This window comes from Nonomuraea sp. NPDC003201 (assembly GCF_053590415.1).
On record NZ_JBSFTC010000004.1, the window covers coordinates 79974 to 105858 of the forward strand.

A 25885-nucleotide genomic window follows, 5' to 3' on the forward strand; every position below is an offset into this window, starting at 1 on the left:
GGGGTCGCCGTCCCGGGAACCCCCAGCCCTTCTGCGGGGGTCGCCGTCCCGGGAACCCCCAGCCCTTCTGCGGGGGTCGCCGTCCCGGGAACCCCCAGCCCTTCTGCGGGGGTCGCCGTCCCGGGAACCCCAGCCCCTCGACGCCGGTCACCGTTCTCCGAGAACCTCCAGCCCTTCGATGCCGGGAGTCTTGGAGGCCGTCACCAGCGCAGCAGCACGGTCCCTGCGCTGACCCCGCTGGCCACCCCCACCAGCGCGACCAGATCGCCCCGCTGCACCCGGCCCGACTCGACCGCCTGGTGCAACTGCACGGGGATCGTGGAGGCGACGAGATTGCCGTGCTCGGCGATGGTCACCACCACCTTCCCCAGCGGGATCCCGGCCGCCTCGCAGAAGGTGTGCAAGGACGACAGGGACGCCTGATGCACGCAGATCGCCGCCATGTCGTCCCAGTCGAGCCCGCGCTCGGCCAGCGGCGCCCGCAGCACGGACCGGTCGAGCTTGTGCACCCCGACGGCCAGCCCCACGGGATCCACGGTGAACACGCCCACCTGATAACCGGCCGAGATGGAACGCGTGACCGGCAGGACGGCGGCGTCCCAGTGCGCCGAACTGGCGCAGAACCGGTGCCCCAGCACTCCGGGCACCGCACTGGCCTCCAGCAGCATGGCCGTCCCCGAGTCGGAGACGGTGTAGGAGGGCCCGGCGGCGACGAAGTCCGCGTCCGACTCGACCTGCCAGCGGATGGCCGGAGTGGCGACCTCCCCGCACACGATGAGGACCGTACGGTAGCGGCCGGCCGTGATGAGCGTGTCGGCCAACTCGACCGCGTTCAGAACGCTGTTGCATGCATTGCGTACATCGAATACCGGGCAGGTCGCCCCCAGCTCGGCGGCCACCATGTGCGCGGTGGCGGGCTCGACGGCGTCGACGGTCACGCCCGCATAGATGATCAGGTCTATGACGGGCGGGACATGCCCGGTCTGCTCGAGCAGGGTACGGGCGGCGGCCGCGGCCATCCCGGCGGCCGTCTGACCGGGAGCGGCCACGTGCCGCCGCTCCACGCCACTGGCTTGCTCGATGACGCCGCGAGGGATGCGCGTACCCGGATTACGGGCGGCCAGTAGCTTTTCCAGCTCCGGCGTGGTCAGGCTCTCCTCAGGCAGGTGCACCGCCACCCCGGCCACGTGGGCGTACCGCCTCGGGTACGGCTCGGACTGCGCGGCCACGCCCATCCCCCCTCAAGATCAGGTGCTGCTCAGGATAGGTACGCAGTCCCGCGGGCGCCCGTCACGACCCTCGAAACTTGATCAACTCCTTAACGGCGGGTTCCGCGTCACGAGTGCCCATTTTTGGGGCGACCGGCCACGCTAAGTGACAAGACCGCTACGAGGAAGGGGCCCGGTGTGAGCGACGAGGAGATCTTGACCGTGGTGCGCGACCGCTGCGTCAGCATCCTGAAGGTCCACCCGAGCCGGGTCACGCCGGACGCGCGACTCCGCGAGGACCTGGAGGCCGACAGCCTGGACCTCGCCGAACTCCACGTCGCCATGGAGGACACGTGGGGTCCGATGCCCCGCGAAACCCTCGTCGGCGTACGCACGATCGCCGACGTACTCACCCGAGCCCGCCTCTTGGCCGTGGCACGTACGTGAAGCACGCTCCCACTCCCTCGCCTGCCGACCATGACACGTGTGTGAGGGGCGCTCTCGCTGCCTCGCCTGCGGACCGCGACACGTGCGTGAGAGGCGCTCTCGCTGCCTCGCCTCCGGGCTGGGCTCGTGTGAAGGGTGCTCACGCAAGCCCGCCTCTTGGCCGTGGCGCGTGCGTGAAGGATACTCCCGCCGCCTCGCCCTCCTGGGTGGGCGTGTGTGAAAGGCGTTCGCGCGGCCTCGCCCTCTGGCTGGGTGGGTGCTCGCACTTGCCCGCCGTCCGCCTGGGGCGTGCGGGCTCGCGCTGGGGGTGCCCTTTCGTTGAGGCGCGGGCGCGGGCGTGATGAGCGTCGGTGCCTCAGAGGCGACAACGCGACTTTGATCTTCTCGTCGGCTACGAAGGAAGCAACATGTACAAGCACGCTCTGACCGCGACCGCCATCGGCGCCGCCCTGCTCTCAGGCCCGGCCGCCACCGCCGACACCCTGCCGAAAGCCTGCGTGAAAATCCCGGTAACGGCCATCGCCCAGTCCTTCATGGATTTCGTCACTACGGGCGAACTGGCCATTCCCATGGAAAAGATTGCGAAGGGAGACCAGATTTCCCCTTCTGACTTCTTCCGCGGCAAGCTGCTGAAAGACGTGACCGTCCTCGAAAGAACGTCGTGTTAATCCGCCCGCCGCCCGCCGCCCGCCGCCCGCCGCTGTACCGGCTGAAGCGTCCTTGCGCCGGTCGCCCTCTGTGCCAAGCGCGGGCGCTCAGGGCTGCACGCGAGGAGAGCGGTTCGCGTCGCCATAGGGTCGCGGCCCTCGCCCTGCAGCCACGACGGGCCAGAGTTGCCCCTCGCATCGGCCTTACGTGAGCGGGTGAGCGGTTGCTTGCCGCAGGTCAGGCGACGGCACCGGCAACCCGAATCGGGCAGCCCCATCCGGGCTGAGTCCAGCATCTCAGGCGCCGGCGTCGAGTTCGTGCGGATGGCGCATGGCGTGACCGCGTTCAGCCGCTGCATAGGCGACCGTGGCGGAGCGGCCGCGGATCGCGTTGAATTACTCAGGGTTATCGCGTGCTTGTTGGATCAAAAGGTGCTGCCAGCGTTCGGCTGTCTGGAGTATGTCCTCGCCGGTACGTCGAAGAAATTCGCCCACGAATTCACAGCGCGCTCCGGCGGGTGTCGTGGCGCCCAGGATGCGTGCCCCGTCGCGGGCGGTCTCGGCCAGCAAGAAGTTTCGCTGGGCGCTCGCCAGAAACGACCGGTACCAAAGAGCGTTGTCGACGCTGTACAACTCGCGACGGCTCCGCGGGTCGCGGTCGCGCCTGATCAGCTCCTGTTCCTCCAGGTAGGCGACGGCGGTGGAGATCGAGGCCGGGCTGACCTGGAGGCGCTGGGCGAGATCCTTGGCCGTGAGTGCGCCGGTGTCGGTGATGTAGAGGCAGGCCAGGACCCTCGATGCCATCCGCTGCACACCCGTCTGCACCAGTGTCTCGATGAGGCGCTCCGCGAAGTCGCGCATCTCTTCGGGGTTGCGGCCGTACGCCGTGTTGGCGGCCAGGGGCGCTGATCGCGGGGTCTGCCGGCGGCGGCGGGCACGTCGTTCGGTCGCCTGGTGCGCCTGCTCGGCCCGGTACGCTCCGGGGCCGCCGTTGCGGCTGACCTCCCGGCTGACGGTGGAGGTCGGCCTGGACAGGCGCCGGGCGATCTCGGCGTAGCCGAGCCCGTTCGCCAGGCCTGCGGCGATGTCCCGGCGGTCCTGTTGGGTCAACCTGCCTCCCGGCATCGGCGCTCGCCTCCTGGCGCTCCTGTCCCTGTGATCTGGCGCTCCAGTATTGCCTTCGATCGCACTCCATTGCAATAGAGGCCAGCTTGAGAGTTGCATTCAGCTTCAGGTCCATTGCAATCATTGACGCCGTCTAGCTGTAGAAACTGCCGATCCTCGGTACGTAGATGATTGACAAGAATTTAAACGCAACGTAGCCTTTGGCTTCGAGTGAACGCGTACTATCGCGAATGGCGGGATGATGAAAGCCCATCTTCATGCGGGTGCTGGGCCGGGGAAGCCTTTGCCGACGTCGCGACAGGTCGCGAGCGGGGGGCCGCTGACGCCGCTGACGGTCGAGCACGGCAGCCGGTCGAACACCCCAGCGCCGTTGCTCACAGCAGATCTCCGTCGAAGCGGCTCCCGGCGAGCCGTGGCCCCACAGGACGTAGCAGCACCGTCAGGCCGCAGCAGCGGCCCGGCACGCGGAACTGGAAGGAAACCGACATGACGCTCACGGCGCCCACCGGCGTCACAGCGAGAGCGCTGGCGCCGGATCTGGCACGCGGCTTCATGCTGCTGCTGATCGCCCTGTCACACGCGCCGGCATTCGTCGGCGACTGGGACGCGGGGCCCGCCGCGTTAAATACCGCGGCGAAGTTCGTCAAGTCGCTGCTCGCCGACAACCAGGCCCGCGACATGTTCGTGTTCCTGTTCGGCTACGGGCTCGGGCAGTTAGCCCACAGCCGGCAGGCCAGGGGCGGCGACTGGGCCTCGATCCGGAGCCTGCTGCGACGCCGGGCCCTCTGGCTGATCGTCATCGGCTTCCTGAACACGGTGGTGCTCGTGCCCATCGACATCATCGCGGTGTACGGGCTGACCCTGCTGGTGCTCGCTCCCCTTGTGCGAGCGCGGGATTCGGTGCTGTGGTGGACGGGCCTGCTGACGCTCGTCCCCGCGACCCTCCTGCTGGCCTGGCAGAGCGTGGCGGCCCAGGCGAGGCCGGTGAACATGGCGGAGTTCATGGAGCCCACGTTCGCCGCGCACCTCGTCGCGGCCATTCCGTCCTGGCCGGTGGAGACCGCGATCTCCACCATCATGGTGGTGCCGGGCATGATGCTGGGCATCTGGGCCGCCAGGCGCCGGTTCCTCGACGAGCCCGAGCGGCACCTGCCGCTGCTGCGCCGCGTCACCGTGGTCCTCATCGGCGTGGCAGTGGCAGGCAGGCTGCCCGCGGCGCTGCTCGCGGCCGGCGTGTGGACGCCCACCTCGACCCCCGTCAGCTGGGCGGTCGCCGTCGCGCACGACCTGACCGGGTACGCGGGCGGCATCGGCATGGCCGCCGCCGTCGGACTCGTCGCGGTCAAGGTCCGGCGTGGCCGGATCGCCACGGCCCTGGCGGCGCTGGGGCAGCGGTCGTTGACGTTCTACCTGTTCCAAGCCGTGGTCTGGGTGGTGCTCTTCTACCCGTTCACGCTGGGCCTGCGCGACGGCGTGAGCTTCGCCGCCACCTTCGGGATCGCCGTCGGGGTCTGGCTGCTGTCGATCGTGCTGGCCGAGTGGTTGCGCGCCGTCGGCCACCGGGGCCCGGCGGAGGTGTTCCTCCGGCGGATGTCGTACGGCCGCCCCAAGCGGTGAGGCGGCCAGGCTGTGCGTGAAGGTGACCAAGGCGAGGTCCGACCAGGGCCCTGCGACCCTGGAACAGCGGGTACTCCCAGCTGGAGCAGCAGAGTGTCCACGGAGAGGAAAGCATGAAATGTCGAATAAGGCCCTGACGCTTGCGGACGACCTCACCCTCAACCGCATGGGCTACGGCGCCATGCAGCTGGCCGGCCCCGGCGTCTTCGGTCCGCCCCAAGACCGCGACCAGGCCATCGCCGTGCTTCGCGAAGCCCTCGAACTGGGGATCAACCACATCGACACCAGCGACTTCTACGGCCCCGCGGTCGTCAACGAGCTCATCAAGGAGGCCCTGCACCCGTACCCGGCGGACCTGCGCATCGTCACCAAGGTCGGCGCGCGCCGCGGCCCCAACGGGGAGTGGATGCCCGCTCAGGACCCCGCGGACCTCAAGGTCGCGGTGCACGAGAACCTCCGGCACCTCGGCCTGGACGTCCTCGACGTCGTCAACCTGCGCGTGGTCACGCACGAAGGCGCCACCGACGAGTCGCTCGCGGAGCAGTTCGGGGCCCTGGCGGAGCTGCGCGAGGAGGGGCTGATCCGCCACCTCGGCCTCAGCGCCGTCTCCACGGCCCAGCTCACCGAGGCGCAGTCCATCGCGCCCGTCGTCACCGTGCAGAACCTCTACAACGTGGCCAACCGGCAGGACGACGCCCTCGTCGAGCGGTGCGCCGCCGAGAACATCGCCTACGCGCCGTTCTTCCCCCTGGGCGGCTTCACCCCGCTCCAGTCGCAGACGCTCCGGAACGTGGCCGCCCGCCTGGGCCTCTCACCCCAGCAGGTCGCCCTGGCCTGGCTGCTGCAGCGCTCGGCCACCATCGTCCTCATCCCGGGGACCTCGTCCCCGGCCCATCTCCGCGAGAACGTCGCCGCCGCCGACCTGGCCCTGCCCGCGGAGGCGGTCGCGGAGCTGGACGCCATCGGCGCGGGGCTAAAGGACGAGTTTCAGTGAGGGCCGCTGGTCGGGCAGGCCGATCAGCTCGCGTACGCGGGTGATGGGCCAGGCCAGCTCCCGGGCGAGGGTGGCGGCGGTCAGGCCGCTCTCGCGGGTCGCCAGGTCGAAGGCGTGGGCGAGCAGGACCGGCTGCTCCCCGGGGTAGCCGGAGACGGGCTCGTTGGTGAAGCCCGGCTGGTCGCGCAGGGCGGCCAGGCGCTGGTAGGCGCGGCCGGCGGCGGAGTCGGAGATCAGCCCGGTCTCGCGGCACCGGTAGAGCAGCGAGTCGACCGACACCCCCCACGTCCGCCGCAGCTCGGCGAGCTTGCGTAGGTCGGCCCGCTGCGGCAGCTGCGGCAGGATGCTGTCGCGCGGCGTGAGGAACTCGGCCGCGAACGCGTCAGCCTCGCGCTCCTGATGGCTGTCACCGGCCGCCGTGTCGCCGTGCAGGACGAGGTGGCCCAGCTCGTGGGCGGCGGTGAAGCGGTGGCGGTAGATGTCGTCGAACCGGTTGGGGGTCAGCACCACGATCGGCCGTGGCAGGCTGGAGGTGGAGAACGCGTCGACGGTGACCGCGTCGGGGTCGTGGCCGGGGAAGGCGACGACGATGCCGTGGGACTCCATGTGGCGTACGAGGTGGCTGACCGGGCCGGTGCCCAGCCCCCAGTGGGCCCGCAGCGCGCGGGCCGCGCCCGCCGGGTCGCGCGGCAGCGCCGAGTGCATCTCCCCGCCCGCGAACCCGGGCAGGTCGACGGCCGGCAGCTGGATCCGCTTCTCCAGCGCGTACGTCAGCTCCCACACCTGCTCGACGAAGGCCACGGCCTTGGCCCGCTGGTAGGCGCGGGTGGAGCGCAGGCTGCGGAAGTGGGCCATGGAGCCGTCGAGCTTGCCGTGCGGCCGCCCGGGCAGGAAGAACGCCATCGGCACGGCCAGCGCCTCGGCCAGCAACGGGACCAGATCGGGGCGCGGGCGGGTGACCCCCGCCTCGTACTGCCCGACCGCGGCGGGGGAGACGCCGAGGAGCTCGGCCACCTCCTTCTTGGTGAGCGCGGCCAGGTGGCGGGCCTGGGTGAGGCGGGTGGCGTCGAACGCGTCGGCGACGGCTTGGGGGGTCGGCGGGCCGGTCTTGACCTCACTCACCGCCGGCGGCTTCTGCCCTGGTGATCGGCACGACTTCGCTGACGGGCGCCGTGAGCCGCCCGGCCCCGGTGCGGGGGTTGAGCGCCGGGGTGGGCAGGGCGCCCTGGTCGAACGCGGCCGGCTGCGCCCCGGACTGCCCGGCCGTCGTCGCGTCCTGGGCCAGGGGGATCGGCTCGCACACGTGCCAGCGCAGGTTGCCGGTGCGGTCGAGCAGCTCGGCCTCACCCCACCAGGCGTCGAGCAGCCCCGCGTGCGCGTTGCACGCGTACGCGATGAGCACCAGGCTCGTGTCGTCGGGCAGGTCGGACAGCGCCTCGGCCACCGGCACCGCCTGGGGCGCGAGGTCGTGCAGCGAGAGCTGCCGCATCCGCGGCTCGGGCCCGAACCGGTTGAACAGCGCCTGCACCAGCGCCGACGGGCGGCCCTCGCCGATGCGCGCGCTCATCACGCCGATCGAGCGGTCCTTGGCATAGCGGAACGGGAACAGCAGCTTGCCGTCGAGCACCACCAGCTCGTGGGGGGACCCGGCGGGCTTGATGATCCGCACGTCGCCCATGTCCTCGAACGCCTTGGCCAGCGCCTCGAACTTGCGCGACATGAGCGTGAACCCGAACGGGTGCGTGTGCTCGGTCTGCGCGGCCGTCTGGGCGTCGCGGGCGTTGTCGAGCGCGACCGACAGCGCCTCGGCGATCGCCTGTCTGATCGCCGGCACCCGCTGCCCGAACGTGTCACGGGCCCACTGCGACTCCAGCATGCGCCGACCTCCGAACGCTTCGCCCGGCGGCGACCGGGGACCGGAGCCGCTTCAGTTTCCAACATCATAGACCCGCCACGACTTCACGAAGCCACTCCGCCGACACGCGCGTGTCGCGGGTCTCGCCTAGGCAAGCCGGGCGCGGTAGACGGCCCTGGCGCGCTCGTACAGCTCCAGGTGGTCGTCCAGCTGGGCGGGGGTCTCGAACGTGCCGTACCGCCGCAGCAGGACCTCCAGCCGGTCCAGCCACGCCAGGCACCAGCGAACGTCCGCCTCCCTGGCCACGTGCCCGCCCGCGACGTCCACGTACACCGGGCTGGTGTGCGCGTACGCCCCCGACCGGTGCACGGTGCGCGGGTGGGGCCCGCCCGAGGCGACCGCGACCACGTACGTCGGCTCGCCCGCCGTCATCGACGCGACCAGCCGCCCCGGCGGCCCCTGCGCCAGGACGCCGTCGGCGGTGCGGATCTCCAGCGACTCGACCTCGGGCCCGATCGAGGAGACCACGATCTCCACCCGCTGCCCGGGTGCCAGCTCCAGCGTGTCGCCCGGCCCGTGCCCGTTCACGGTCAGCTCCAGCCACGGCCCGGTGGTGGCGAACGTGCGGCCGAGCAGGATCGCCTCGGCGTAGGACTCGGCGGTGAGCGGGCCCGCGACGTTCGCGTACACCCGCTCCCACCCCGGCGGGCTGGACGCGGTGCTGCGGCGGCAGAAGGACAGCACGGCGTCGGTGCCCGCGGTGACCGTGAGCCTGTTGCCCGCGCCGATCAGGCGGCGGTAGACGGTGGCGGTGGCGGCGAGCGAGGAGTGGTTGAGCACGTCGAGGGTGTCGATCAGGCCGAGCGCGGCGTCCGCGACGATCTCCCTGGCCGCGCAGTTGCGGCCGGTGTTGAGGATCACATCCGGCGGGTCGTCGTCGGAGAACGCCGTGTGGAACGGGTGCCCGTACCCCGTCACCCCGCCGAGCGCCCGCAACTCCTCCAGCGCGACCGAGTTCGGCGGCCAGTCGACCGTGCCCTCGAACCCCGTGTGGTAGCGCCCCGGCGGCTCCCGCAGGCCGAACGCGGTCAGGTGGCCGACGACGTCGTTGCGGTACTCGACGCCGAGCCTGGCCAGGTGCCTGTCGTCGGACCAGGGCAGGTCCTTGCCCACCCAGTGCTCCAGCGCCTCGACGTCGTAGACGCGCCCGCTCGCGACGTTGCCCGCCACGAGGTTGAGCACGTGCAGGTCCTCGCCGTGCTGCGCCGCCGCGGCCAGCTCGGGCGCGGCGGGCTCCTCGCCCATCCAGTTGAGGTGTACGTGCAGGTCGCCGCCGTACCAGCCGCGGGCCGCCGCGTCGTACAGGCGTTCGGGGGCCAGCTCGACCAGCGTCTCCGCACCCGCCTCGGGGGTGATCACGACCTCGGACGTGGTGTACTCCATGCCCCTGGCCACCGCCACCGTGACCGGCTCGGCGGGCACGGCGATCACGAGGTCGTCGCCGTGGAAGAACGGCCTGCGGTGGACGTCCACCTTGGGCGGGGCGCCCTCGGGGTACCAGCCCTGCCCGTCGGCGCCCGTCACGCTCCACCGGCACGGGAACCCCGCCCGCACCCTGATCGTGGCCGCCTCCGCCCGCCTGCGCAGCGGCGACAGGTCCACGGGCTCACCGCCCACGCTGACGTCCCGCTCCAGGCCGGCCACCCGGGCGCCATGAGGAGGCACCTCGTACGGCATGCCGTCCACGACGACCGTGACCGGCTCGTCCACGCTGGAGTCGAGGAGCAGCGACGTACGGAAGGGCCGGTCGTCCAGCACCACCCGGGTGACGGCCTCAAGCGCGAACCCCTCGGGGGTCAGGCGCAGCGCGGCCAGGTTGTCCAGCACGTCGCCCGCCAGCGCGTCCCGCACCGCCCGCTCCGGATCCACCTCGTCGAGATGGTCCTCGGCCTCCTCCGGGGGATGGCGCCCGGCGAGCTGGCGCAGCCCGGCGCCCCAGTAGTTGTAGCGGCGGTCGAGGAAGACGGTGGCCCAGGCCTGGACGACGTACGGGATGGGCGGCTCGCCCCAGCAGGGGCCGTGCGCGTCCCGCAGCTCACGGTAGTCGGCGAGCGCGCGGGCCACGGAGGCGGGCAGCAGCGGATCGTCACACATCGGGCACTCCCTGAAGCAGGACGCCTCGTCATCGTGACACGAATCGCCGTCTGAGGGCAGGGGGACGCCATGACGAACATCATCGATCGCGAAGCCGTGCGGGACCTGGTCGCCAACCGGCGGGCCCAGCTCGTGGAGGTGCTGCCGGAGAAGGAGTACGCGTGGGCGCACCTGCCCGGGGCCGTGCACGTGCCGCTCGCCGCCATGCGCACGTCCGCCGGCGAGCTGGATCCGGGGCGGCCGGTCGTCGTCTACTGCCACGACTGGCTCTGTGACCTGAGCCCGCGGGCCGCCCACCGGCTCGAACACCTCGGGTTCGAGCATGTGTACGACTACCGGCAGGGCAAGATGGACTGGCTCTCCGCGGACCTGCCCTACGAGGGCACGGCCACGCTGGTGTCGCGGTACCTTCGCCGCGACCCCGTGAGGGCCGCCCTCGGCGACCCTCTGGACGAGATCACCGAGCGCATCATCGCCGATCCGGCCGGGCTGGCGGTCGTGGTGGACGACGACGACGTGGTCCAGGGCGTCATCGGCTCGCGCGAGCTCAAGGGCGCCGATCTGAACGGCGTCGCCGAGCGGGCCATGCGGGTCGGCGTGACCGCCGTACGGCCGAGCGAGGAGCTCGAACCGCTGGTCCGGCGCATGGACCGGGCCAAGGTGGACCACGTCGTCGTCACCCGGGTGGACGGGACGCTGGTGGGCCTGTTCGGGCTGGGCGACGTGCGCCCGCCCGAGACCGGACCCGATCTCGGCTGAGCCCTGTCAGGCCCGCCGACCCAGCCGGAACATCGGCTGCCCCGGCGCGCCCGGCTGCGCGTCGAGCGCCTTGTCGTCGAGGATCTCGACCACGTCCTCGGCGACGAAGACGCGGACGTTCTCCTTCTCGACGACCTGGTCACTCGCTTCCGGTGTGCTCGTCAGCGAGAGCTCCAGCGTTCCCGCCTCGTCGGGCTTCGGGGAGATGCGCAGGCCCGCGTCGGCGGGCACGTCCTCTCCGACCATCAGATCGCGGATCGCCTCGACGGCGTTGTCAGTCAAGGTCAGCACGGCTAGCTCCTTCGCAGTCGCCAACCCTCCGCCTCCCCAGCGACCTCCACCCCAAACCCGGCATGTCACGACACGCCCCGGGTAGCGGGCTGGCATGGGCAAGACCGAGAAAGCCGTCGTGGACGTGCTGCTCGACCGATACGGCCGGACGTTCGCCCGCGAGGCCGGCATCAAACTCGCCGACCAGCCCAAGCCCCTCTACCAGCTGCTCGTCCTGGCCACGCTGCTCAGCGCGCGCATCTCGGCCGAGGTCGCCGTCGCGGGCGCCAGAGAGCTGTTCGAGGCCGGGTACGGCACGCCGAAGGCCATGCGGGAGGCGAGCTGGCAGGACCGGGTGGACGCGCTGGACCGCGGCCACTACGTCCGCTACGACGAACGCACCTCGACGATGCTGGGCAAGGGCGCCGAACTTCTCCTCGACCGCTGGAAGGGCGATCTGCGCCGCCTGCGCGCGGAGGCCGGCGGCGACGACCGCAGGATCGCGGCGCTGCTGACGGAGTTCCCGGGCATCGGCCCGACGGGGGCCGACATCTTCCTGCGCGAGGTCCAGGCCGTGTGGCCCCAGGTCGCGCCGCACCTGGACCAGCGGGTGCTGGAGGGTGCGGGCAAGCTCGGGCTGCCCCGCCAGGCGCGCCCGCTGGCCGCGCTGGCCCACTCCGGCGACGAGCTGGCCCGCCTGTCGGCGGCGCTCGTCCGCGCCTCCCGCAGCAGGAAGACGGTGGACGAGGTGATCTCCGCCGCGCGCTGACCGTGGCTGCCATGGACGAACGCGATCACTCTGTTAGGTTCGGCTCATGGGTGAGTTTGTGAGCGTCGAGGTGGCCGACCAGATCGCCACGATCCGTCTTGACCGTCCGAAGATGAACGCCCTCAACATGCAGGTCCAGCGGGAGATCGTCGAGGCGGCCCGCGAGGTGGACGCCGACCCGCAGGTACAGGCCGTGATCGTCTACGGCGGCGAGAAGGTCTTCGCCGCGGGCGTGGACATCAAGGAAATGGCCGACATGTCCTACGCCGACATGGCCGCCCACTCCCGTACGCTCCAGGCCTGCTTCACCGAGGTCGCGCGGATCGGCAAGCCGGTCATCGCCGCCGTCACCGGCTACGCGCTGGGCGGCGGCTGCGAGCTCGCCCTCTGCGCCGACTTCAGGGTCGCGGGGGAGTCGGCCAAGCTGGGCCAGCCGGAGATCCTGCTCGGCCTCATCCCCGGCGCGGGGGGCACCCAGCGCCTGCCCCGCCTGATCGGCCCGGCGCGGGCGAAGGACCTGATCTTCACGGGCCGCCACGTGCCCGCCGCCGAGGCCCTCGACCTGGGCCTGGTGGACCGGGTGGTGCCCGACGAGCAGGTCTACACGGCCGCCCTGGAGTGGGCCGCCACGTTCGTCGGCGGCCCCTCGGTCGCGCTCCGCGCCGCCAAGCAAGCGGTCGATCAGGGCCTGGAGGCCGACCTCGACACGGGGCTCGAGATCGAGCGCCTGCAGTTCTCCGGACTGTTCGCCACGGACGACGCCAAGATCGGCATGCGGGCCTTCTCGGAGAAGGCCAAGCCCAAGTTCACCGGCCGCTGAAAAGGGAAAGTCGACCCATTCGAACGGCTCGTCCTATCGGGCGCGGGTTTGCCAGTATGGTGGCGTTTCATGATGCGCGTCCTGGTCCCTGCGCGGCTCCGGAAGGCCGTGCGTACGTGGTTCGACTCCCGCTACATCTCCATTTCCGACCACCGTCAGGACATCAGGGACGCGCTCTGGGAGGTCCAGACGGTCCGGCGGGAGATGGCCACCCTCCAGAGCGAGGTGGAGCGGCTCAGGAACGCCCGCCCGACCGGCGGCTCCGGGATCAGCAGGGCCGACAAGGCGAAGCTCGACGACACCCACCGGCTCGCCCAGGAGACGGCGAAGGCGCTGGACGGCGTGCTCCAGAACGAGGTCCTGGTCTGGCAGGCCATCGACGACCTCCGCTCCGGACGCGCTTCCGGGCAACAGGGGGAGCAGCCGTGCGCGTGACCTGGACCGGCACGAGCCTGACCTTCCGCCTCGACGCGGAGGACGAGATCACGGGCAAGGCCTCCGACGAGCACCCCATCAAGCTGGCCATCAACTCCTGCTCCATCGGCGGCGTCCCCGGCGACGCCCACCCGGACCTCTTCGCCGTCGCCGCCTGGACGGTCGTGGCGCCGTGGACGAGGAAGCGCATCTCCTTCGACCGCGCCATCTCGGCCGACCTCGCCGACGCCCTGCACGCCGGGTGGGGCGTCGAGGCCGGTCCGGTGGGGGCCGAGCCCCGCCGTCCGGGGACCCGGCTCGCGATCTCGTACAGCGGCGGCGCGGACTCCGTGGCGGCGGCCACCGTCTACCCGCAGGCGCCGTTCGTGCATTTCCGCCGGGTGCCGCACCCGCGCGTCCCCAACCGCTGGTCCCACTACCGGTCGGACGTCCTGGCCAAGCTCGCCGCCAAGACCGGCCGCGAGCTGAGCACGGTCACCTCCGACCTGGAGTTCACCCTGGCCGAGCCGCGTCCCGGCTACCCGGAGCACCACGCGGTCGCGGCCGGCGCGCTGCTGCTCGCCGACCAGCTGGACCTCGGCGGGCTGGGCTTCGGCTACGAGCTCGGCTCGCGCTGGCTCGGCGGGGGCCGTTACCTGTGGCGTTACACGCCCGACAACCCCATGTGGTCGCCGCACGGCAGGTGGGGCCGGCTGTTCGCGGCCGCCGGCGTGCACATCGTGCTCCCCGTCGGCGGGGTGAGCGAGGCGACCACGATGCGCCTGGCGCTGGGGTCCGACCTCAAGGACTGCGTGCGCTGGTGCCTGCGCGGCACCGACGGCCCGTGCCGTACCTGCGGGAAGTGCCTCTACAAGGAGCTCATCCAGGCGGCCGTCGAGCGCCGCCCCCTCGACACCCCCATCACCGCCGACCGCCCCGTCGCGCAGAAGTACCTCAAGAAGCCGCCGTACGGGGGGCAGGAGATGATCGAGTACGGGTTCGCCCGCGTCCCCGGAATCGAGAACACGCTCTTCGCCAAGGCGCTCGACTACTTCGACGTCTCGGAGGAGTCGACGGCCTGGCTGGACCGCTGCTACCCGCGGGCCCTGGCCGAGATCCCGGACCGGTGGCGCGAGGAGGCCACGGCCTTCGTCGAGAAGCACGTGGGGCTCATGACGGAGGACGAGGTCCGGCGGGTGGAGACATGGGGCGCCTGATGAGGAGTGGGAACGCGTGAAGGTTTATCTGTCCGTCGACATGGAGGGCATCACGGGGCTGACCGACCCCGAGGAGATGCACGCCGGCAAACGTGGGTACGAGCGCGGCTGCGAGCTGATGACGGCCGACGCGAACGCCGCCATCGAGGGGGCCTTCGACGCCGGGGCGGCCGGCGTCCTGGTCAACGACGCCCACGGCTCCACCAAGAACCTCCGGATCGACCTGCTCGACCCGCGCGCCAGCCTCATCCGCGGCCCGGGCAAGGCGCAGCGGATGGCCCAGGGGCTCGACGGCTCGTTCCAGGCGGCGTGCTTCGTCGGCTACCACGCCCGCGCGGGCGTGCCGCACGGCGTGCTCAACCACACCTGGATGGGCAAGGAGATCCAGAACGTCTACCTGAACGGCGAGCTGTGCGGCGAGACCAGGCTCGTGGCCGCGTGCGCCGGGTTCCACGGGGTGCCGGTCGTGCTGGTGGCCGGGGACGAGGCCGTCGGGGAAGAGGCGCGCGAGCTGCTCGGCGACGTCGAGACGGTCGCGGTGAAGAAGGGGATCGACAAGTTCTCCGCCGAGTTGCTGCCGCCGAGCGTCGCCCAGGCCAGGATCCGTGAGGCGACGGCTCGTGCGCTCAACCGGTTGAGCGACTTCACGCCTTATACGGTGGCTGCGCCGTACACGCTCGGGGTGGAGTGGAACTCCACCGCCATCGCGGCGGCCGTGGCGCTGATCCCGGGTGTGAAGTCGGTGGGGCCGCGGCACATCGAGTTCACGACGGACGACTTCGCCCAGGTCATGGCCCTGTTCGGCATCTTCGCCACCATCGGCGGCCAGATCGCCTGCGGCAGCGGCCCGTACGGCTGACCCCGGGCGTATGGTGCGGAGCGGTTCTGTGGAGTGCGGAGGGGAGACGGCGGCGTGGAGGGTGCGGCGCTGACCCGGCGGGGGTTGCTCGTCGGGATCGGGGCGGTGGGCGGCGCGGGCGCCATGTACGCCGCCATGGGCGCCCTCGGACTGGCGCCGTCCGAGCAGGACAAACAGTTCGCGGCTCCCAGGCCGGGCGACTTCAGCCTGAGCGGCAAGGGGGCGGCGAAGGTCGTGATCCTCGGCGCCGGGGTGGCGGGGCTGACGGCCGCGTACGAGCTGGGCAAGGCCGGGTACGACTGCACGCTCCTCGAGGCCAGGGAGAAGCCGGGCGGGCGGAACCTCACGTTGCGCGGCGGCGACCGGCTGGCCGAGCTGAACGGGCCCGCCCAGGACGTGAAGTTCGGCGAGGGCGTCTACTTCAACGCGGGCCCCGGCCGGATCGCCCCCTGGATGGTGACCCTCGACTACTGCCGTGAGCTGGGCATCCCCATCGAGACCTTCGTCAACAACAATGCCGCCGCCTACGTGCACACCAACAGCCGGACGATGCGGGCGCGCACGGCCCGAGCCGACATGTACGGCTATATCGCGGAATTGCTGGCTAAAGCGACAAATGTCGGCGCGCTGGACAAAACCGTCAGCAAGGTCGATCAGGAGACGCTGCTCGACTTTCTCCGGAGATTCGGCGACCTGGGCCCGAAGCACGAATACGAAGGGTCCATGCGCCGCGGTTTCACGAAATATCCGGCAATAGACGTCGGCACTCCTCTCGACGCCCCGGGCACCCTCCACCAGGTCCTCGCCGCCGGCACCGGCCGGGCCATCACCAACGACTTCGGCTACGAACAGGCCACCCCCATGTTCCAGCCCGTCGGCGGCATGGACGCCATCGTCACCAAGCTGACGGAGGCGGTCGGCCGCGACCGGATCAGGACCGGCGCGAAGGTCACCAAGATCACCAGCCTGGCGGACGGCGTCGAGGTCGCCTGGGAGGGCGGCGGCATCAAGGCCGACTACTGCATCGCCGCCCTGCCGCCCCACATCCTCGCCAGGATCCCGCACAACCTCGGCGCCCAGGTCACCACCGCGCTCAGCGCCCCGGTCCCGGTCGCCGCCGGCAAGATCGGCTTAGAGTACGGCCGGCGCTGGTGGGAGCTGGAGGACCGCATCTACGGCGGCGTGACCGAGACCGACCTGGACATCACCCACATCTGGTACCCGTCCCACGGCTACCACTCCGAGCGCGGCCTCCTCGTCGGCTACTACAACACCGAGCGGAACGCCGAGCTGTACGCGGCCCTCACCCCGGAGGACAGAAGGCGCAGAGCGCTCACCCAGGGCAAGAAGATCCACGGCGACAAATACCGCCAGAACCTCCTGTCCGGCGTCTCCATCGCCTGGGACCGCCAGCCGCACATCCAGGGAGGCTGGGTGCGCTGGCCCGACTTTGATTCGTCCTTCACTTTTCTGCAACGCCCCGCCGGAAGGGTTTACTTCGCGGGCGACTGGCTCACCCATCTGATCGCATGGCAGGCGGGGGCCATGGAGTCCGCCCGCAGCGTCGTCACCCAGCTGCACCAGCGAGTGCTGCAGTCCGCCTGACGCCGCACGCCACCCCCGCGGCCACCGTAGGCTCCTGGGAGAAGCGATCTGCGGAGATAAAATCGAGGAGATGGGGATGGCGTTGCACTGGGTGCCCGCCAACGACCGGACCGACCTGCTGGCCGACCCGGTCGCGCTCGCCGTGCCGGAGTTGGAGGGCGTCGAAGTGGCCGAGATCGATCCTGAGCTGGCCGACACGGCGGCGTTCTGCGAGCGGTATGGCGTGACGCTCGACGAGTCGGCCAACTGCGTGGTCGTCGCGGCCAAGCGCGGCGGCGAGACGCGCTACGTGGCCTGCATGGTGCTCGCGACGATGCGCGTGGACGTCAACGGAGTCGTCCGCCGCCACCTCGACGCCCGGAAGGCGAGCTTCGCGCCGATGGCCGACGCGGTCGAGCTGACCGGGATGGAGTACGGCGGCATCACCCCGCTGGGCCTGCCCGCCGACTGGCCCATCCTGGTGGACACGCACGTCGCCGAGCATCCCAGAGTGGTGATCGGGAGCGGCGTGCGCAGGTCGAAACTGGCCGTGTCCGGTGCCGCGCTGGCCGGGCTGAAGAGCGCCGAGGTTCTGCCGCTGGCCGGTTGAGGGGAAACTGAAGCCGATTCGAGACCGTTGGATGGGAAACCGATGGCCCCTTTCTGGACGTTGTACGAGTGGGAATGTGGCCTCATGGTTCATCTCGTGGGCGGGGATTAAGCCGGTATGGTGCTTCATGCCATGAACGATGACCGACTAGGCCCTTACCGGCTGCTCAGGCGGCTCGGTGAAGGCGGGATGGGCGTTGTCCACCTCGCTGTCGACCCCCAGGGGCGGCAGGTGGCGGTCAAGGTCCTGCGCGGAGAGGTCGCCGGCGACGAGGTCGCCAGGCGGCGGCTTTCGCGCGAGGTCGAGACGATGCGGCGCGTGCGGAGCAAATACATCGCCGAGGTGCTCGACGCCGATGTCACCGGTCATCGCCCGTACATCGTCACCCAGTACGTCCCGGGCCGTCCCCTCGACGAGATCGTCAAGGACGACGGGCCCCTCGACCTGCCCTCGCTGGTCAAGCTCGCGCACGGGGTGGCCGCCGCGCTGGCCTCCGTGCACTCGGTGGGCGTGATCCACCGCGACCTCAAGCCCGGAAACGTGCTGATCCTCGACGGCGAGCCCGTCCTGATCGACTTCGGCATCGCCCAGGCGGTCGACGCGACCCGGCTGACGCAGACCGGCATGTTCATCGGCACGCCCGGCTACCTCGCGCCCGAGATCATCGAGGGCCAGGAGGCGGGGCCGGAGGTCGACGTGCACGCGTGGGCGGGCACGCTGCTGTTCGCCTCCACCGGCCTGCCGCCCTTCGGCAAGGGCACGCTGGAGATGATCTTCTACAACATCACCGCGGGCAAGGCCGACGTGAGCGCCGCCCCGGCGACGTTGCAGCCGCTGCTGAAGGCCGCGTTCCAGCGCAACCCGAACAAGCGCCCCAAGGCGGCCGACCTGGCCGAGCAGACCGCCCGGATGCTCCCGAAGACGCCGAGCACCGTGCCCGACGAGATCTCGACCGTTCCGCGGCCGACCGAGCCCCCGCGCGTGCAGGACAAGCCGTCGTACGACATCTCCACGCCGCCGGTGACGCCCAAGAGCCTGCTGGAGTCCCAGGAGCAGGCCGCCGCGCCGCCCCAGGACCAGCAGTACGTCTCGCTCCTGCCCAACCAGCCGGACCCGTGGCCGACCCGCAGGGTGACGCCGGAGGAGCTGCGGCGCATCCAGCGCGAGAGCGGCCTGACCCCGCCGCCCTGGCAGCCGCAGCAGCCCGTCAACAACCACGGCCTCGTGGCCCCGCCGGGTGAGGGCGACGTGCCCACCCGACGGGTTCGCCCCGACTCGGCCGACTACGGGCGGATCCACACGCCGGTCCCGAACGCCCAGGCGCCTCATGCCCAGGTGCCGAGCGCGGGTCCCGACGTGCCCGACTACGCCCGGCCCGGGCCGAGCCCGCTCCAGCCGCCCCCGTACATCCCGCCGCAGTACCCGCAGCCGGACCCGAGCACCAAGCGGGAGCCGTACATCCCGTCGGTCGCGCCCGGCAAGATGCTGCAGCGGTCGAGGGCCTACGGCGTGGCCGGCGCGATGCTGCTCGTCGTGATGATCGTGGCGGCCGTGATCGCGCCCGTGCTGGTCGCGGTCGTGGCGATCCCGGCCGCGATCCTGCTGCGCGCGGCCGACCTGGCCCAGCCCCAGCTGACCTCCCGCAGGGCCGCGGGGGCCGCGGCGCTCGACGTGGTCAGGGTGTTCGCCTTCCCGCAGGCGCTGGCCAAGTCGGTGGGCATCACGCTGGCACTCATGCTGTACGCGCTCATCCTGGGCCTGCCGGTGACGCTGCTGCTCACCGTGGTGGCCAGGATGGACCCGTCCAACGCCCTGGCCTGGGGCGCCGCGGTCGCGTTGTGGACCGTCTGCGCGGGCCCGGGAGTGGAGGGTCCTGGCAAACAAATGCGCAGAACGCTCTCATCGCTCGTACCCTCGAGGACAGCGGCGATGGTGATGGCGGGGGCTCTCGCGGCGGCCGCCGCGCTCTCGCTGATCCTCGCCGCCGGCACGTTCGGGGACAAGCCAAGGGGGGCCGTATGGACTCCGCTGAACGTCAATCCAGTGGTCAGACAGCTAGACGGGCTAAGGGGGAATCCCGGGGGATGACGCGGGGAAGGTGGCGATGAGCACCCAAGCACCAGAACGCCTGGGCCCGTACCGGCTGGTCAGGAAGATCGGCGAAGGTGGCATGGGGGTCGTCCACCTCGGTCTCGACGGCGAGGGCCGCGAAGTCGCCATCAAGGTCCTCCACCCGCACGTGGCCGCCGACCTCAAGGCGCGCGACCGGCTGACCCGCGAGGTCGAGACCATGCGCCGGGTGCGCAGCCCGCACGTCGCCGAGGTGATCGACGCCGAGCTCGTGGGCGGCCAGCCGTACGTCGTGACCCGCTTCGCCCCCGGCCGCACGCTGGAGGACACCGTCCTGGCCGACGGCCCGCTGGAGGCGCGCGAGGTCATCAGGCTCACTCAGGGCCTCTGCCAGGCGCTGGTGGCCATCCACACCGCCGACGTGATCCACCGCGACTTCAAGCCGTCCAACGTCATGCTGGTCAACGGCGAGCCGCTGGTCATCGACTTCGGCATCGCCCACCTGGTGAACGCGACCAGGCTGACCCAGACGGGCATGTTCGTCGGCACGCCGGGCTATCTGGCGCCCGAGATCATCCGTGACTCCGAGATCACCCAGGCGGCCGACGTGCACGCGCTGGCCTCGACGGTGTTCTTCGCCGCGACGGGGGCGCCGCCGTTCGGCACGGGAACGTTCGAGGCGGTCTGCTTCAACATCATGGAAGGGCGGGCGCAGATCGACAAGGCGCCCGCGTGGCTGCGCGGCTGGCTCGGCAGGGCGCTGCAGGTCGACCCCGCGTCCCGGCCCAGCGCGCACGAGCTGCTGCGGATGGCCAGGGCGCTCGACCCGGCCGTGACCACCTTCAACGAGACGTCCTTCGACGGGCCGACCGGCACCAAGCGCATGGGCGGCGGCACGCGGACCATGGACACGTTCTCCGACCTGCTGCCGCCGGTCGAGTACGGCAAGACCGCGCCGCCCCCGGCCAGGGAGGAGCGTCCGCCCACGCGCAGGGAGGAGCGTCCGCCCACGCGCAGGGAGGAACGGCCGTACCGGGAGGAGCGGCCGCCGCCGTACGTGCCCGCGCCGGTCGCGGCCAGGCCGCCGATGGCCCGCACCGACCAGCGGGTCGCGGGCTACCCGGCGCCGCCGCCCACCTCGCCGTCGCAGGTCAGGCCGTATACCCCGCCGTCTCAGTACACCCCGCCGTCCGAGCGGAAGAGGTACCTGTTCGGCAGCCAGGTCGTGGGCCTGCTCATGCTGGTCACGCTGGTGGCGCTGACCGTCATGATGCCGGTCATGGTCGGCGCGATCGCCGTCGCGCTCGCGCTGGTGCTGCGGCTGGGCGAATACCTCTTCGGCGACCTGGTCAAGCGGCGCCAGATGCGCGGCAGCAGCTCGGCCGACCCGCTGCTGGCGGTCGTCGGCACGCCGTGGGCGCTGGTCAAGTCCGCGCTCGTGACGGCGGTGCACGTGCCGCTGGCGCTGCTGTTCGGCCTGTGCGTCTGGGGCCTGCTCCACTGGGCGGGCGGGATGAGCGTCAACGAGGCGGCCTCGTTCGCGGCGGGCGCCTTCGCGGCCGGCCTGTTCGTGCTGCCGGGCGGCGGCGCGCCGCGCCAGGCCGTCACCCGCACGCTCACCGGCGTGCTGCGCAGCCCCGGTGCGGCGCTGGTCGCGGTCGTGCTGGTGGGCACGGCGGCGCTGTTCGCGGTGATGTTCGCGCTGGGGCAGGACGCGTCGTGGTACCCGTGGCGGGCGCCGAAGACGGTCATCGACGAGCTGGCGGACAACGCCCAGCAGAGCACGATCGGTCTGATCACCGGGCTGATCGACAGCCTGCTCAGCGACCTCGGGCTGGGGTTCCTGACTCCCTGGTCCTGAGTGTCCCCATCGGCTCTCGGGGGGAGAGATGAGGTATGAGCGAGCACCTCGGCCCATATGAGCTTCTTTCCAAGCTCGGGGCGGGCGGGTTCGGCGAGGTGCATCTCGCCCTCGACGCCGAGGGACGTACGGTCGCGGTCAAGGTGCTCCATCCCCATGTCATCGCCGACGGCGGGGCGCTGGCCCGGCTGGCGCGCGAGGTGGAGACCATGCGGCGGGTCGGCGGGTCGCACGTGGCGGAGGTGCTCGACGCCTCGCTGGAGGGCGCCCGGCCCTACCTCGTGACCCGCTACGTCCAGGGCCGCCCGCTCAGTGCCACGCCCGTGCCCGTGGCCGACCTGCGCAGGCTGGCCTCCGGGCTGGCCGACGCGCTGCTCGCCATGCACGAGTCCGGCGTGGTGCACCGCGATCTCAAACCGGCCAACGTGATGATGGCCGAGGGCGAGCCCGTCGTCATCGACTTCGGCATCGCCAGCGCGCTCGACTCGCTGTCGGTCACGGCCTCCGGCGCCGTGGTGGGCACGCCCGGCTACCTGGCCCCCGAGGTGCTGGAGGGCAAGAGCGCGGGCATGGAGGCCGACGTGTTCTCCTTCGGGGCGACGCTGGCGTACGCGGCGACGGGGCGGCAGCCGTACGGGCAGGGGCCCGCCTCCGCGGTGGCCTACCGGGTCGTGCACCATTCGCCCGATCTGGAGGGCGTCCCCGAGTGGCTGGCGCCGCTGTTACGCGAGTGCCTGTCCACCGACCCCGCCGCGCGGCCGACGGCCGCGCAGCTCTGCGCCAGGCTGGGGGTCGAGCCGGTCTCCCACGTACGCCACGTCCAGCCCCGGGCGATGAGCCTCGCCGACGACCTGGCCACGAGGGAGTGGCGGCCGGGCAAGGGACGGCCGCGCAGATCGGTGGAGGAGTCCAGGGCCAGGCACCGGGAGAAGGTGCGCAGGCGCTGGCTGATCGGCTCGGGACTGTTCGTGTCGCTGCTGGCCGCCGCCGCCCGCGGGCCGCTGCCCGAGGTGGCGCTGTTCCTGCTGGCGGCGTACGCGCTGGCCGTGGTGGCCGACGCCGGGGTGGCGCTGTTCTCGAAAAGCCTGTTCCGGCGCAGCCGCATGATCACGGATCTGGTCAGCGTGGCGGGGGCCGTGGGACTGTGTTTCGGGCTGGCGACGGTGTTCAGCACGTTCACGCTGGCGCTGTTCGCGGGTACGGCACTGGTGGTGGGGGTCGTGTTCCTGCTGTCAGCCTAGACCGAACAAAGTTCTGTATAGTGGGTGGCTGCGGGTTTGCAGTTAAGCTACTCATGGGTAACATAACTGGCGAAAGCTTGGGCAGACCCTCTGTCAGTGGCCCGGTGGGCACCTGGCAGTCTGGACAGCATTGCATTCGGCGCCCGCCGCAACGAGGCGGTGGCGCACGCGAACACGGGAGGTCGGCCACCGGCCATGAACATCGTCGTCTGCGTGAAGCAGGTCCCCGACACTGCGACCGAGCGCAAGCTGCGGTCCGATGACAAGACGCTCGACCGCGACGCCGTCGACGGCGTGGTCAACGAGCTTGACGAGTACGCGGTCGAGGAGGCGCTGCGGCTCAAGGAGGCCCACGGTGGTGAGGTGACCGTGCTCACCATGGGCCCCGGCAAGGCCACCGAGACCATCCGCAAGGCGCTGGCCATGGGCGCCGACAAGGCCGTCCACCTCAGCGACGACGCGCTGCACGGCTCCGACGCGCTGTCCACCTCGTACGCGATGGCGCAGGTGCTCAAGAAGATCGGGTTCGATCTGGTCATCCTGGGCTCCGAGTCCACCGACGCGCGCACCGGCGTGCTGGCCGCGATGCTGGCCGAGCGCCTCGGCACCCCGCAGCTCACGCTGGCCAACAAGGTCGACGTCGAAGGCTCCTCGATCGCCGTCCAGCGCATCACCGACTACGGCTTCGACAAGGTCGAGGCCACGCTGCCGGCCGTCGTCTCCGTGGTCGAGAAGATCAACGAGCCGCGCTACCCGTCGTTCAAGGGCATCATGGCCGCCAAGAAGAAGCCGGTCGAGACGCTGGCCATCGGCGACGCCTCCATCGACGCCGCCCAGGTGGGCCTGGCCGCCGCGTGGTCCTCGGTCGTCGACTTCGCCGCCGCCCCGCCGCGCGCGGCCGGCACGATCGTCAAGGACGAGGGCGACGGTGGCGCGAAGGCCGCCGACTACCTCGCGTCCAAGAAGTTCATCTGAGAACGGGAGTTTTGCTGATATGTCGGAGATTCTCGTTCTCGTCGAGCAGGTCGAAGGCGAGGTCAAGAAGGTCACGCTGGAGCTGCTGACCCTGGCCCGCTCGCTCGGCACCCCCTCCGCCGTCTGGGCGGGCCCCGGCCTCACGGCCGAGGCCAAGGCCAGGCTCGCCGAATACGGCGCTGACAAGATCTACGTCGCCGCGTCGAGCGACATCGTCGACTACGTGGTCGCGCCCAAGGCCGAGCTGCTCGCCCAGCTCGTCGCCGCCACGTCCCCGGCCGCCGTGCTCGTGGCCGCCACGTCCGAGGGCAAGGAGGTCGCCGGGCGCCTGGCCGTCAAGACCGACTCCGGCGTCATCACCGACGCCGTGGGCCTGGGCGAGGGCTTCGTGGCCGACCAGTCCATCTTCGGCGGCGGCGTCAACGTGCAGTCCAAGGTGAGCAAGGGCACGCCGATCGTCGCCGTACGCCCCAACTCGACCGCCCCCGAGGCCGCCCCCGCCGCCGGCGCCGAGGAGGAGGTGTCGGTCACCCTGTCCGACGCCGCCAAGGCGGCCCGCATCGTCGAGCGGGTCAAGCAGGAGAAGGGCGCCCGGCCGGAGCTGACGGAGGCCGCGATCGTGGTCTCGGGCGGGCGCGGCGTCGGCTCCGCCGACAACTTCTCGATCATCGAGGGCCTGGCCGACTCGCTCGGCGCCGCCGTCGGCGCCTCCCGCGCCGCCACGGACGCCGGCTGGTACCCGCACCAGTTCCAGGTGGGACAGACGGGCAAGACGGTCTCGCCGCAGCTGTACATCGCGGCGGGCATCTCGGGCGCCATCCAGCACCGGGCCGGCATGCAGACGGCCAAGACGATCGTCGCGATCAACAAGGACCCGGAGGCCCCGATCTTCGAACTGGCCGACTACGGCGTGGTGGGCGACCTCCACCAGGTCGTGCCGCAGCTCACCGAAGAGATCAACAAGCGCAGGTAGCCGCAAGGGGAAGCACGGTCTTCGCGCTATAGCGCTCAGGCTGTGACTTTGGGGCCCCCAAGCCCTTGGCTTCAAGGCGCGGTCCTCGCGGTGGGGGCGCTTCGCATGGGGCTCGGGCTGTGACATTGGGGGCCCCAATGTCACAGCCTCGCCGATTCGTCAGCCCATCCATGACGTTTGGATCGCTGCCGCAGCCATCGCACACCAGGTTTCTTCGTCACGGCGGCTTCTGGACGGCGCTCGGCGCGCCTGCAATGCCCTTCGGGCTGCTCGCCTTCCTCTGGGCGCTGCCTGGGCGGGGCGGCAGCCCGCGACGCCGTCGAACCCTGATCGGGGACGTCACGCATCCTCCGGCAGCGGTTCGCCGGTCTCCAGCAGCGACTTCAGGCTCGCCACCACGTTCGGCCAGCCGTGGCTGACCATCTCGGCCAGGCTCGATCCGGGCTCGAAGCCGTCGTGCATGACGGTGAGCTTCACGACCTGCGCGGCGGCCTCCTCAATGGTGAAGGTGACCTTCGAGCGGGCCTCGCCGGACAGCCGGTCGAGCAACTCCTCGTCCCAGCCGAAGCGCTTGGCGAGCTCCGGGGTGATGGCGTGCCAGGTGTAGGAGAGCCGACTGTAGGGTTCGGCCTCCAGCACGACCTGCTCCGGGTCGCTGATCACCACGCCGTGGTTGTCCCAGGTCATCGGCGAGCCGGCGGACCAGTCCGTAGTGAACTCCGTGGCCCAGTATCGGCGGGTGAAGGCGGGCTCGGTCAGCGCCTGCCAGAGCTTCTGCGGGGTGGTGCGGATGTAGGTGGTGTAGACGAAGGTCGGCGCGTCCATCTGGGTCTCCTCCAAGGCGAGTTTCAGGTCCGCCAGGGCTTGGACCCTGGCCTGGTCATAGCGGCTGATCCACCGGTGGGCGATCTCGTGCACGGGCGCGGCGTTGAGGTAGTGCAGCTTCTCCCGGCCCCGCCGCACGGTGGCGACGAGCCCGGCCTCCTCCAACACCGCGAGGTGCTTGCTGACGGACTGCCTGGCCATGTCGAGTCCGGCGCACAGCTCGCGCAGCGTCTGCCCGTTGCGGGCGTTGAGCGAGTCGAGCAGTGCGCGCCGGCTCGGATCGGCCAGCGCCTTGAACACCACGTCCATGTCCGCCCTCGTACCTGGATTGCCGCTTGTCGATATGCAGCCTTTCAGATGCCTTTAATTTAGGCAGCCAAATGGCTGCCTGTCAAGACGCGCGACTATGCGGGAGCTGATCATCCTCGGGACGGCGGTCATGTGGGACGGAATGCTCTAGATCATCGAATGTCGCCACCTTCGAGAGGTCGACAGTCCAGGCCGATGCCGGGAGGCGTCTCGCACGGAGAAGTCGGTTCCGCCATTCTCGTAACTTTAAGTGCTTGACATGTGACAATGGGTTTCATGCCG

At 70.9% G+C, this 25885-nt stretch carries 24 protein-coding genes; 17 read left to right on the forward strand and 7 right to left on the reverse strand.

Translation table 11 applies throughout. The annotated features are described in order from the left end of the window. Positions 1–200: 200 nt before the first annotated feature. Positions 201–1229, reverse strand: a complete 1029-nt coding sequence (locus ACWDX9_RS03630; protein WP_449948578.1) for a 3-oxoacyl-ACP synthase III family protein — start codon at positions 1227–1229, stop codon at positions 201–203. A 177-nt stretch (positions 1230–1406) separates the two neighbouring features. Here ACWDX9_RS03630 and ACWDX9_RS03635 point away from each other — a divergent pair, with 177 nt between their 5' ends. After that, positions 1407–1655 (forward strand): acyl carrier protein, encoded by a 249-nt coding sequence (locus ACWDX9_RS03635; RefSeq protein ID WP_449948581.1) that lies wholly within the window; start codon positions 1407–1409, stop codon positions 1653–1655. A gap of 407 nt (positions 1656–2062) precedes the next feature. Further along, entirely contained in the window at positions 2063–2323 is a 261-nt protein-coding gene (locus ACWDX9_RS03640) for a hypothetical protein (RefSeq protein ID WP_449948584.1), read from the forward strand. A 375-nt stretch (positions 2324–2698) separates the two neighbouring features. On the opposite strand, the gene ACWDX9_RS03645 is transcribed toward ACWDX9_RS03640, so the two are convergent. Further along, complete coding sequence (locus ACWDX9_RS03645; protein ID WP_449948588.1) at positions 2699–3427, reverse strand: helix-turn-helix domain-containing protein; 729 nt, start codon at positions 3425–3427, stop codon at positions 2699–2701. Positions 3428–3913: 486 nt separating this feature from the next. Here ACWDX9_RS03645 and ACWDX9_RS03650 point away from each other — a divergent pair, with 486 nt between their 5' ends. Then, positions 3914–5044 (forward strand): DUF418 domain-containing protein, encoded by a 1131-nt coding sequence (locus tag ACWDX9_RS03650; protein WP_449948591.1) that lies wholly within the window; start codon positions 3914–3916, stop codon positions 5042–5044. Positions 5045–5162: 118 nt separating this feature from the next. Beyond that, positions 5163–6038 carry an oxidoreductase gene (locus ACWDX9_RS03655; protein WP_449948594.1) on the forward strand — a complete coding sequence of 292 codons (876 nt, stop codon included), beginning with the start codon at positions 5163–5165 and terminating at the stop codon, positions 6036–6038. Here ACWDX9_RS03655 and ACWDX9_RS03660 read toward each other — a convergent pair. From ACWDX9_RS03660 to ACWDX9_RS03670, 3 genes are all read right to left on the reverse strand, one after another. Continuing rightward, positions 6018–7160, reverse strand: coding sequence for a helix-turn-helix domain-containing protein (locus ACWDX9_RS03660; RefSeq protein ID WP_449948597.1), 1143 nt, complete (start codon positions 7158–7160; stop codon positions 6018–6020). The genes ACWDX9_RS03655 and ACWDX9_RS03660 overlap by 21 nt on opposite strands. Next, positions 7153–7914, reverse strand: coding sequence for a hypothetical protein (locus ACWDX9_RS03665; RefSeq protein ID WP_449948600.1), 762 nt, complete (start codon positions 7912–7914; stop codon positions 7153–7155). The genes ACWDX9_RS03660 and ACWDX9_RS03665 overlap by 8 nt, the downstream gene beginning before the upstream one ends. A 126-nt stretch (positions 7915–8040) precedes the next feature. Next, on the reverse strand, positions 8041–10047 hold the full coding sequence (locus ACWDX9_RS03670) for a CehA/McbA family metallohydrolase (protein ID WP_449948603.1): 2007 nt from the start codon (positions 10045–10047) through the stop codon (positions 8041–8043). A 69-nt stretch (positions 10048–10116) separates the two neighbouring features. Here ACWDX9_RS03670 and ACWDX9_RS03675 point away from each other — a divergent pair, with 69 nt between their 5' ends. Then, positions 10117–10806 (forward strand): rhodanese-like domain-containing protein, encoded by a 690-nt coding sequence (locus ACWDX9_RS03675; RefSeq protein WP_449948606.1) that lies wholly within the window; start codon positions 10117–10119, stop codon positions 10804–10806. Positions 10807–10812: 6 nt separating this feature from the next. Here the strand turns inward: ACWDX9_RS03675 and ACWDX9_RS03680 are convergent, their stop codons facing one another. Beyond that, positions 10813–11097: a Fe-S cluster assembly protein HesB gene (locus ACWDX9_RS03680; protein WP_350729526.1), complete on the reverse strand. Its 285-nt coding sequence runs from the start codon at positions 11095–11097 to the stop codon at positions 10813–10815. A gap of 94 nt (positions 11098–11191) precedes the next feature. Here ACWDX9_RS03680 and ACWDX9_RS03685 point away from each other — a divergent pair, with 94 nt between their 5' ends. The 12 genes from ACWDX9_RS03685 (at position 11192) to ACWDX9_RS03740 (ending at position 24469) form a co-directional block, all read left to right on the forward strand. Continuing rightward, entirely contained in the window at positions 11192–11845 is a 654-nt protein-coding gene (locus ACWDX9_RS03685) for an endonuclease (RefSeq protein ID WP_449948608.1), read from the forward strand. Positions 11846–11891: 46 nt separating this feature from the next. Then, a complete protein-coding gene (locus ACWDX9_RS03690) occupies positions 11892–12665 on the forward strand; it encodes an enoyl-CoA hydratase/isomerase family protein (protein ID WP_350729529.1) in 774 nt (257 codons plus the stop codon). 69 nt (positions 12666–12734) lie between these two features. Then, on the forward strand, positions 12735–13100 hold the full coding sequence (locus ACWDX9_RS03695) for a hypothetical protein (RefSeq protein ID WP_449948611.1): 366 nt from the start codon (positions 12735–12737) through the stop codon (positions 13098–13100). After that, on the forward strand, positions 13091–14296 hold the full coding sequence (locus ACWDX9_RS03700) for a DUF6395 domain-containing protein (RefSeq protein WP_449948613.1): 1206 nt from the start codon (positions 13091–13093) through the stop codon (positions 14294–14296). Before ACWDX9_RS03695 ends, ACWDX9_RS03700 begins: the two co-directional genes overlap by 10 nt. 16 nt (positions 14297–14312) lie before the next feature. Then, positions 14313–15155: a M55 family metallopeptidase gene (locus ACWDX9_RS03705; protein ID WP_449948616.1), complete on the forward strand. Its 843-nt coding sequence runs from the start codon at positions 14313–14315 to the stop codon at positions 15153–15155. A gap of 54 nt (positions 15156–15209) precedes the next feature. Continuing rightward, a complete protein-coding gene (locus tag ACWDX9_RS03710; protein ID WP_449948619.1) occupies positions 15210–16760 on the forward strand; it encodes a flavin monoamine oxidase family protein in 1551 nt (516 codons plus the stop codon). A gap of 70 nt (positions 16761–16830) precedes the next feature. Then, the gene (locus ACWDX9_RS03715) at positions 16831–17349 is read left to right on the forward strand and encodes a YbaK/EbsC family protein (RefSeq protein WP_350729537.1); all 519 of its coding nucleotides are present in this window, start codon (positions 16831–16833) and stop codon (positions 17347–17349) included. Positions 17350–17481: 132 nt separating this feature from the next. After that, the gene (locus tag ACWDX9_RS03720) at positions 17482–19437 is read left to right on the forward strand and encodes a protein kinase domain-containing protein (RefSeq protein WP_449948622.1); all 1956 of its coding nucleotides are present in this window, start codon (positions 17482–17484) and stop codon (positions 19435–19437) included. Positions 19438–19453: 16 nt separating this feature from the next. After that, positions 19454–21280: a serine/threonine-protein kinase gene (locus ACWDX9_RS03725; protein ID WP_449948625.1), complete on the forward strand. Its 1827-nt coding sequence runs from the start codon at positions 19454–19456 to the stop codon at positions 21278–21280. 35 nt (positions 21281–21315) lie between these two features. Beyond that, entirely contained in the window at positions 21316–22521 is a 1206-nt protein-coding gene (locus ACWDX9_RS03730) for a serine/threonine-protein kinase (protein WP_449948627.1), read from the forward strand. Between the two features lie 195 nt (positions 22522–22716). Further along, on the forward strand, positions 22717–23496 hold the full coding sequence (locus ACWDX9_RS03735; RefSeq protein ID WP_350729545.1) for an electron transfer flavoprotein subunit beta/FixA family protein: 780 nt from the start codon (positions 22717–22719) through the stop codon (positions 23494–23496). A gap of 19 nt (positions 23497–23515) precedes the next feature. Beyond that, complete coding sequence (locus ACWDX9_RS03740) at positions 23516–24469, forward strand: electron transfer flavoprotein subunit alpha/FixB family protein (RefSeq protein ID WP_449948630.1); 954 nt, start codon at positions 23516–23518, stop codon at positions 24467–24469. A gap of 339 nt (positions 24470–24808) precedes the next feature. Here ACWDX9_RS03740 and ACWDX9_RS03745 read toward each other — a convergent pair whose 3' ends face one another. Then, on the reverse strand, positions 24809–25603 hold the full coding sequence (locus ACWDX9_RS03745) for an ArsR/SmtB family transcription factor (RefSeq protein ID WP_449948632.1): 795 nt from the start codon (positions 25601–25603) through the stop codon (positions 24809–24811). Positions 25604–25885: the final 282 nt, after the last annotated feature.

Bases quoted from the DNA above. Each gene is read 5' to 3' on its own strand.
- ACWDX9_RS03745 (WP_449948632.1), bottom strand. From the start codon at position 25,603: ATGGACGTGGTGTTCAAGGCGCTGGCCGATCCGAGCCGGCGCGCACTG.
- ACWDX9_RS03665 (WP_449948600.1), bottom strand. From the start codon at position 7,914: ATGCTGGAGTCGCAGTGGGCCCGTGACACGTTCGGGCAGCGGGTGCCG.
- ACWDX9_RS03730 (WP_449948627.1), top strand. From the start codon at position 21,316: ATGAGCGAGCACCTCGGCCCATATGAGCTTCTTTCCAAGCTCGGGGCG.
- ACWDX9_RS03725 (WP_449948625.1), top strand. From the start codon at position 19,454: ATGAGCACCCAAGCACCAGAACGCCTGGGCCCGTACCGGCTGGTCAGG.
- ACWDX9_RS03735 (WP_350729545.1), top strand. From the start codon at position 22,717: ATGAACATCGTCGTCTGCGTGAAGCAGGTCCCCGACACTGCGACCGAG.
- ACWDX9_RS03670 (WP_449948603.1), bottom strand. From the start codon at position 10,047: ATGTGTGACGATCCGCTGCTGCCCGCCTCCGTGGCCCGCGCGCTCGCC.
- ACWDX9_RS03685 (WP_449948608.1), top strand. From the start codon at position 11,192: ATGGGCAAGACCGAGAAAGCCGTCGTGGACGTGCTGCTCGACCGATAC.
- ACWDX9_RS03655 (WP_449948594.1), top strand. From the start codon at position 5,163: ATGTCGAATAAGGCCCTGACGCTTGCGGACGACCTCACCCTCAACCGC.
- ACWDX9_RS03740 (WP_449948630.1), top strand. From the start codon at position 23,516: ATGTCGGAGATTCTCGTTCTCGTCGAGCAGGTCGAAGGCGAGGTCAAG.
- ACWDX9_RS03640 (WP_449948584.1), top strand. From the start codon at position 2,063: ATGTACAAGCACGCTCTGACCGCGACCGCCATCGGCGCCGCCCTGCTC.
- ACWDX9_RS03650 (WP_449948591.1), top strand. From the start codon at position 3,914: ATGACGCTCACGGCGCCCACCGGCGTCACAGCGAGAGCGCTGGCGCCG.
- ACWDX9_RS03715 (WP_350729537.1), top strand. From the start codon at position 16,831: ATGGGGATGGCGTTGCACTGGGTGCCCGCCAACGACCGGACCGACCTG.
- ACWDX9_RS03675 (WP_449948606.1), top strand. From the start codon at position 10,117: ATGACGAACATCATCGATCGCGAAGCCGTGCGGGACCTGGTCGCCAAC.
- ACWDX9_RS03690 (WP_350729529.1), top strand. From the start codon at position 11,892: ATGGGTGAGTTTGTGAGCGTCGAGGTGGCCGACCAGATCGCCACGATC.
- ACWDX9_RS03695 (WP_449948611.1), top strand. From the start codon at position 12,735: ATGATGCGCGTCCTGGTCCCTGCGCGGCTCCGGAAGGCCGTGCGTACG.
- ACWDX9_RS03720 (WP_449948622.1), top strand. From the start codon at position 17,482: ATGAACGATGACCGACTAGGCCCTTACCGGCTGCTCAGGCGGCTCGGT.
- ACWDX9_RS03645 (WP_449948588.1), bottom strand. From the start codon at position 3,427: ATGCCGGGAGGCAGGTTGACCCAACAGGACCGCCGGGACATCGCCGCA.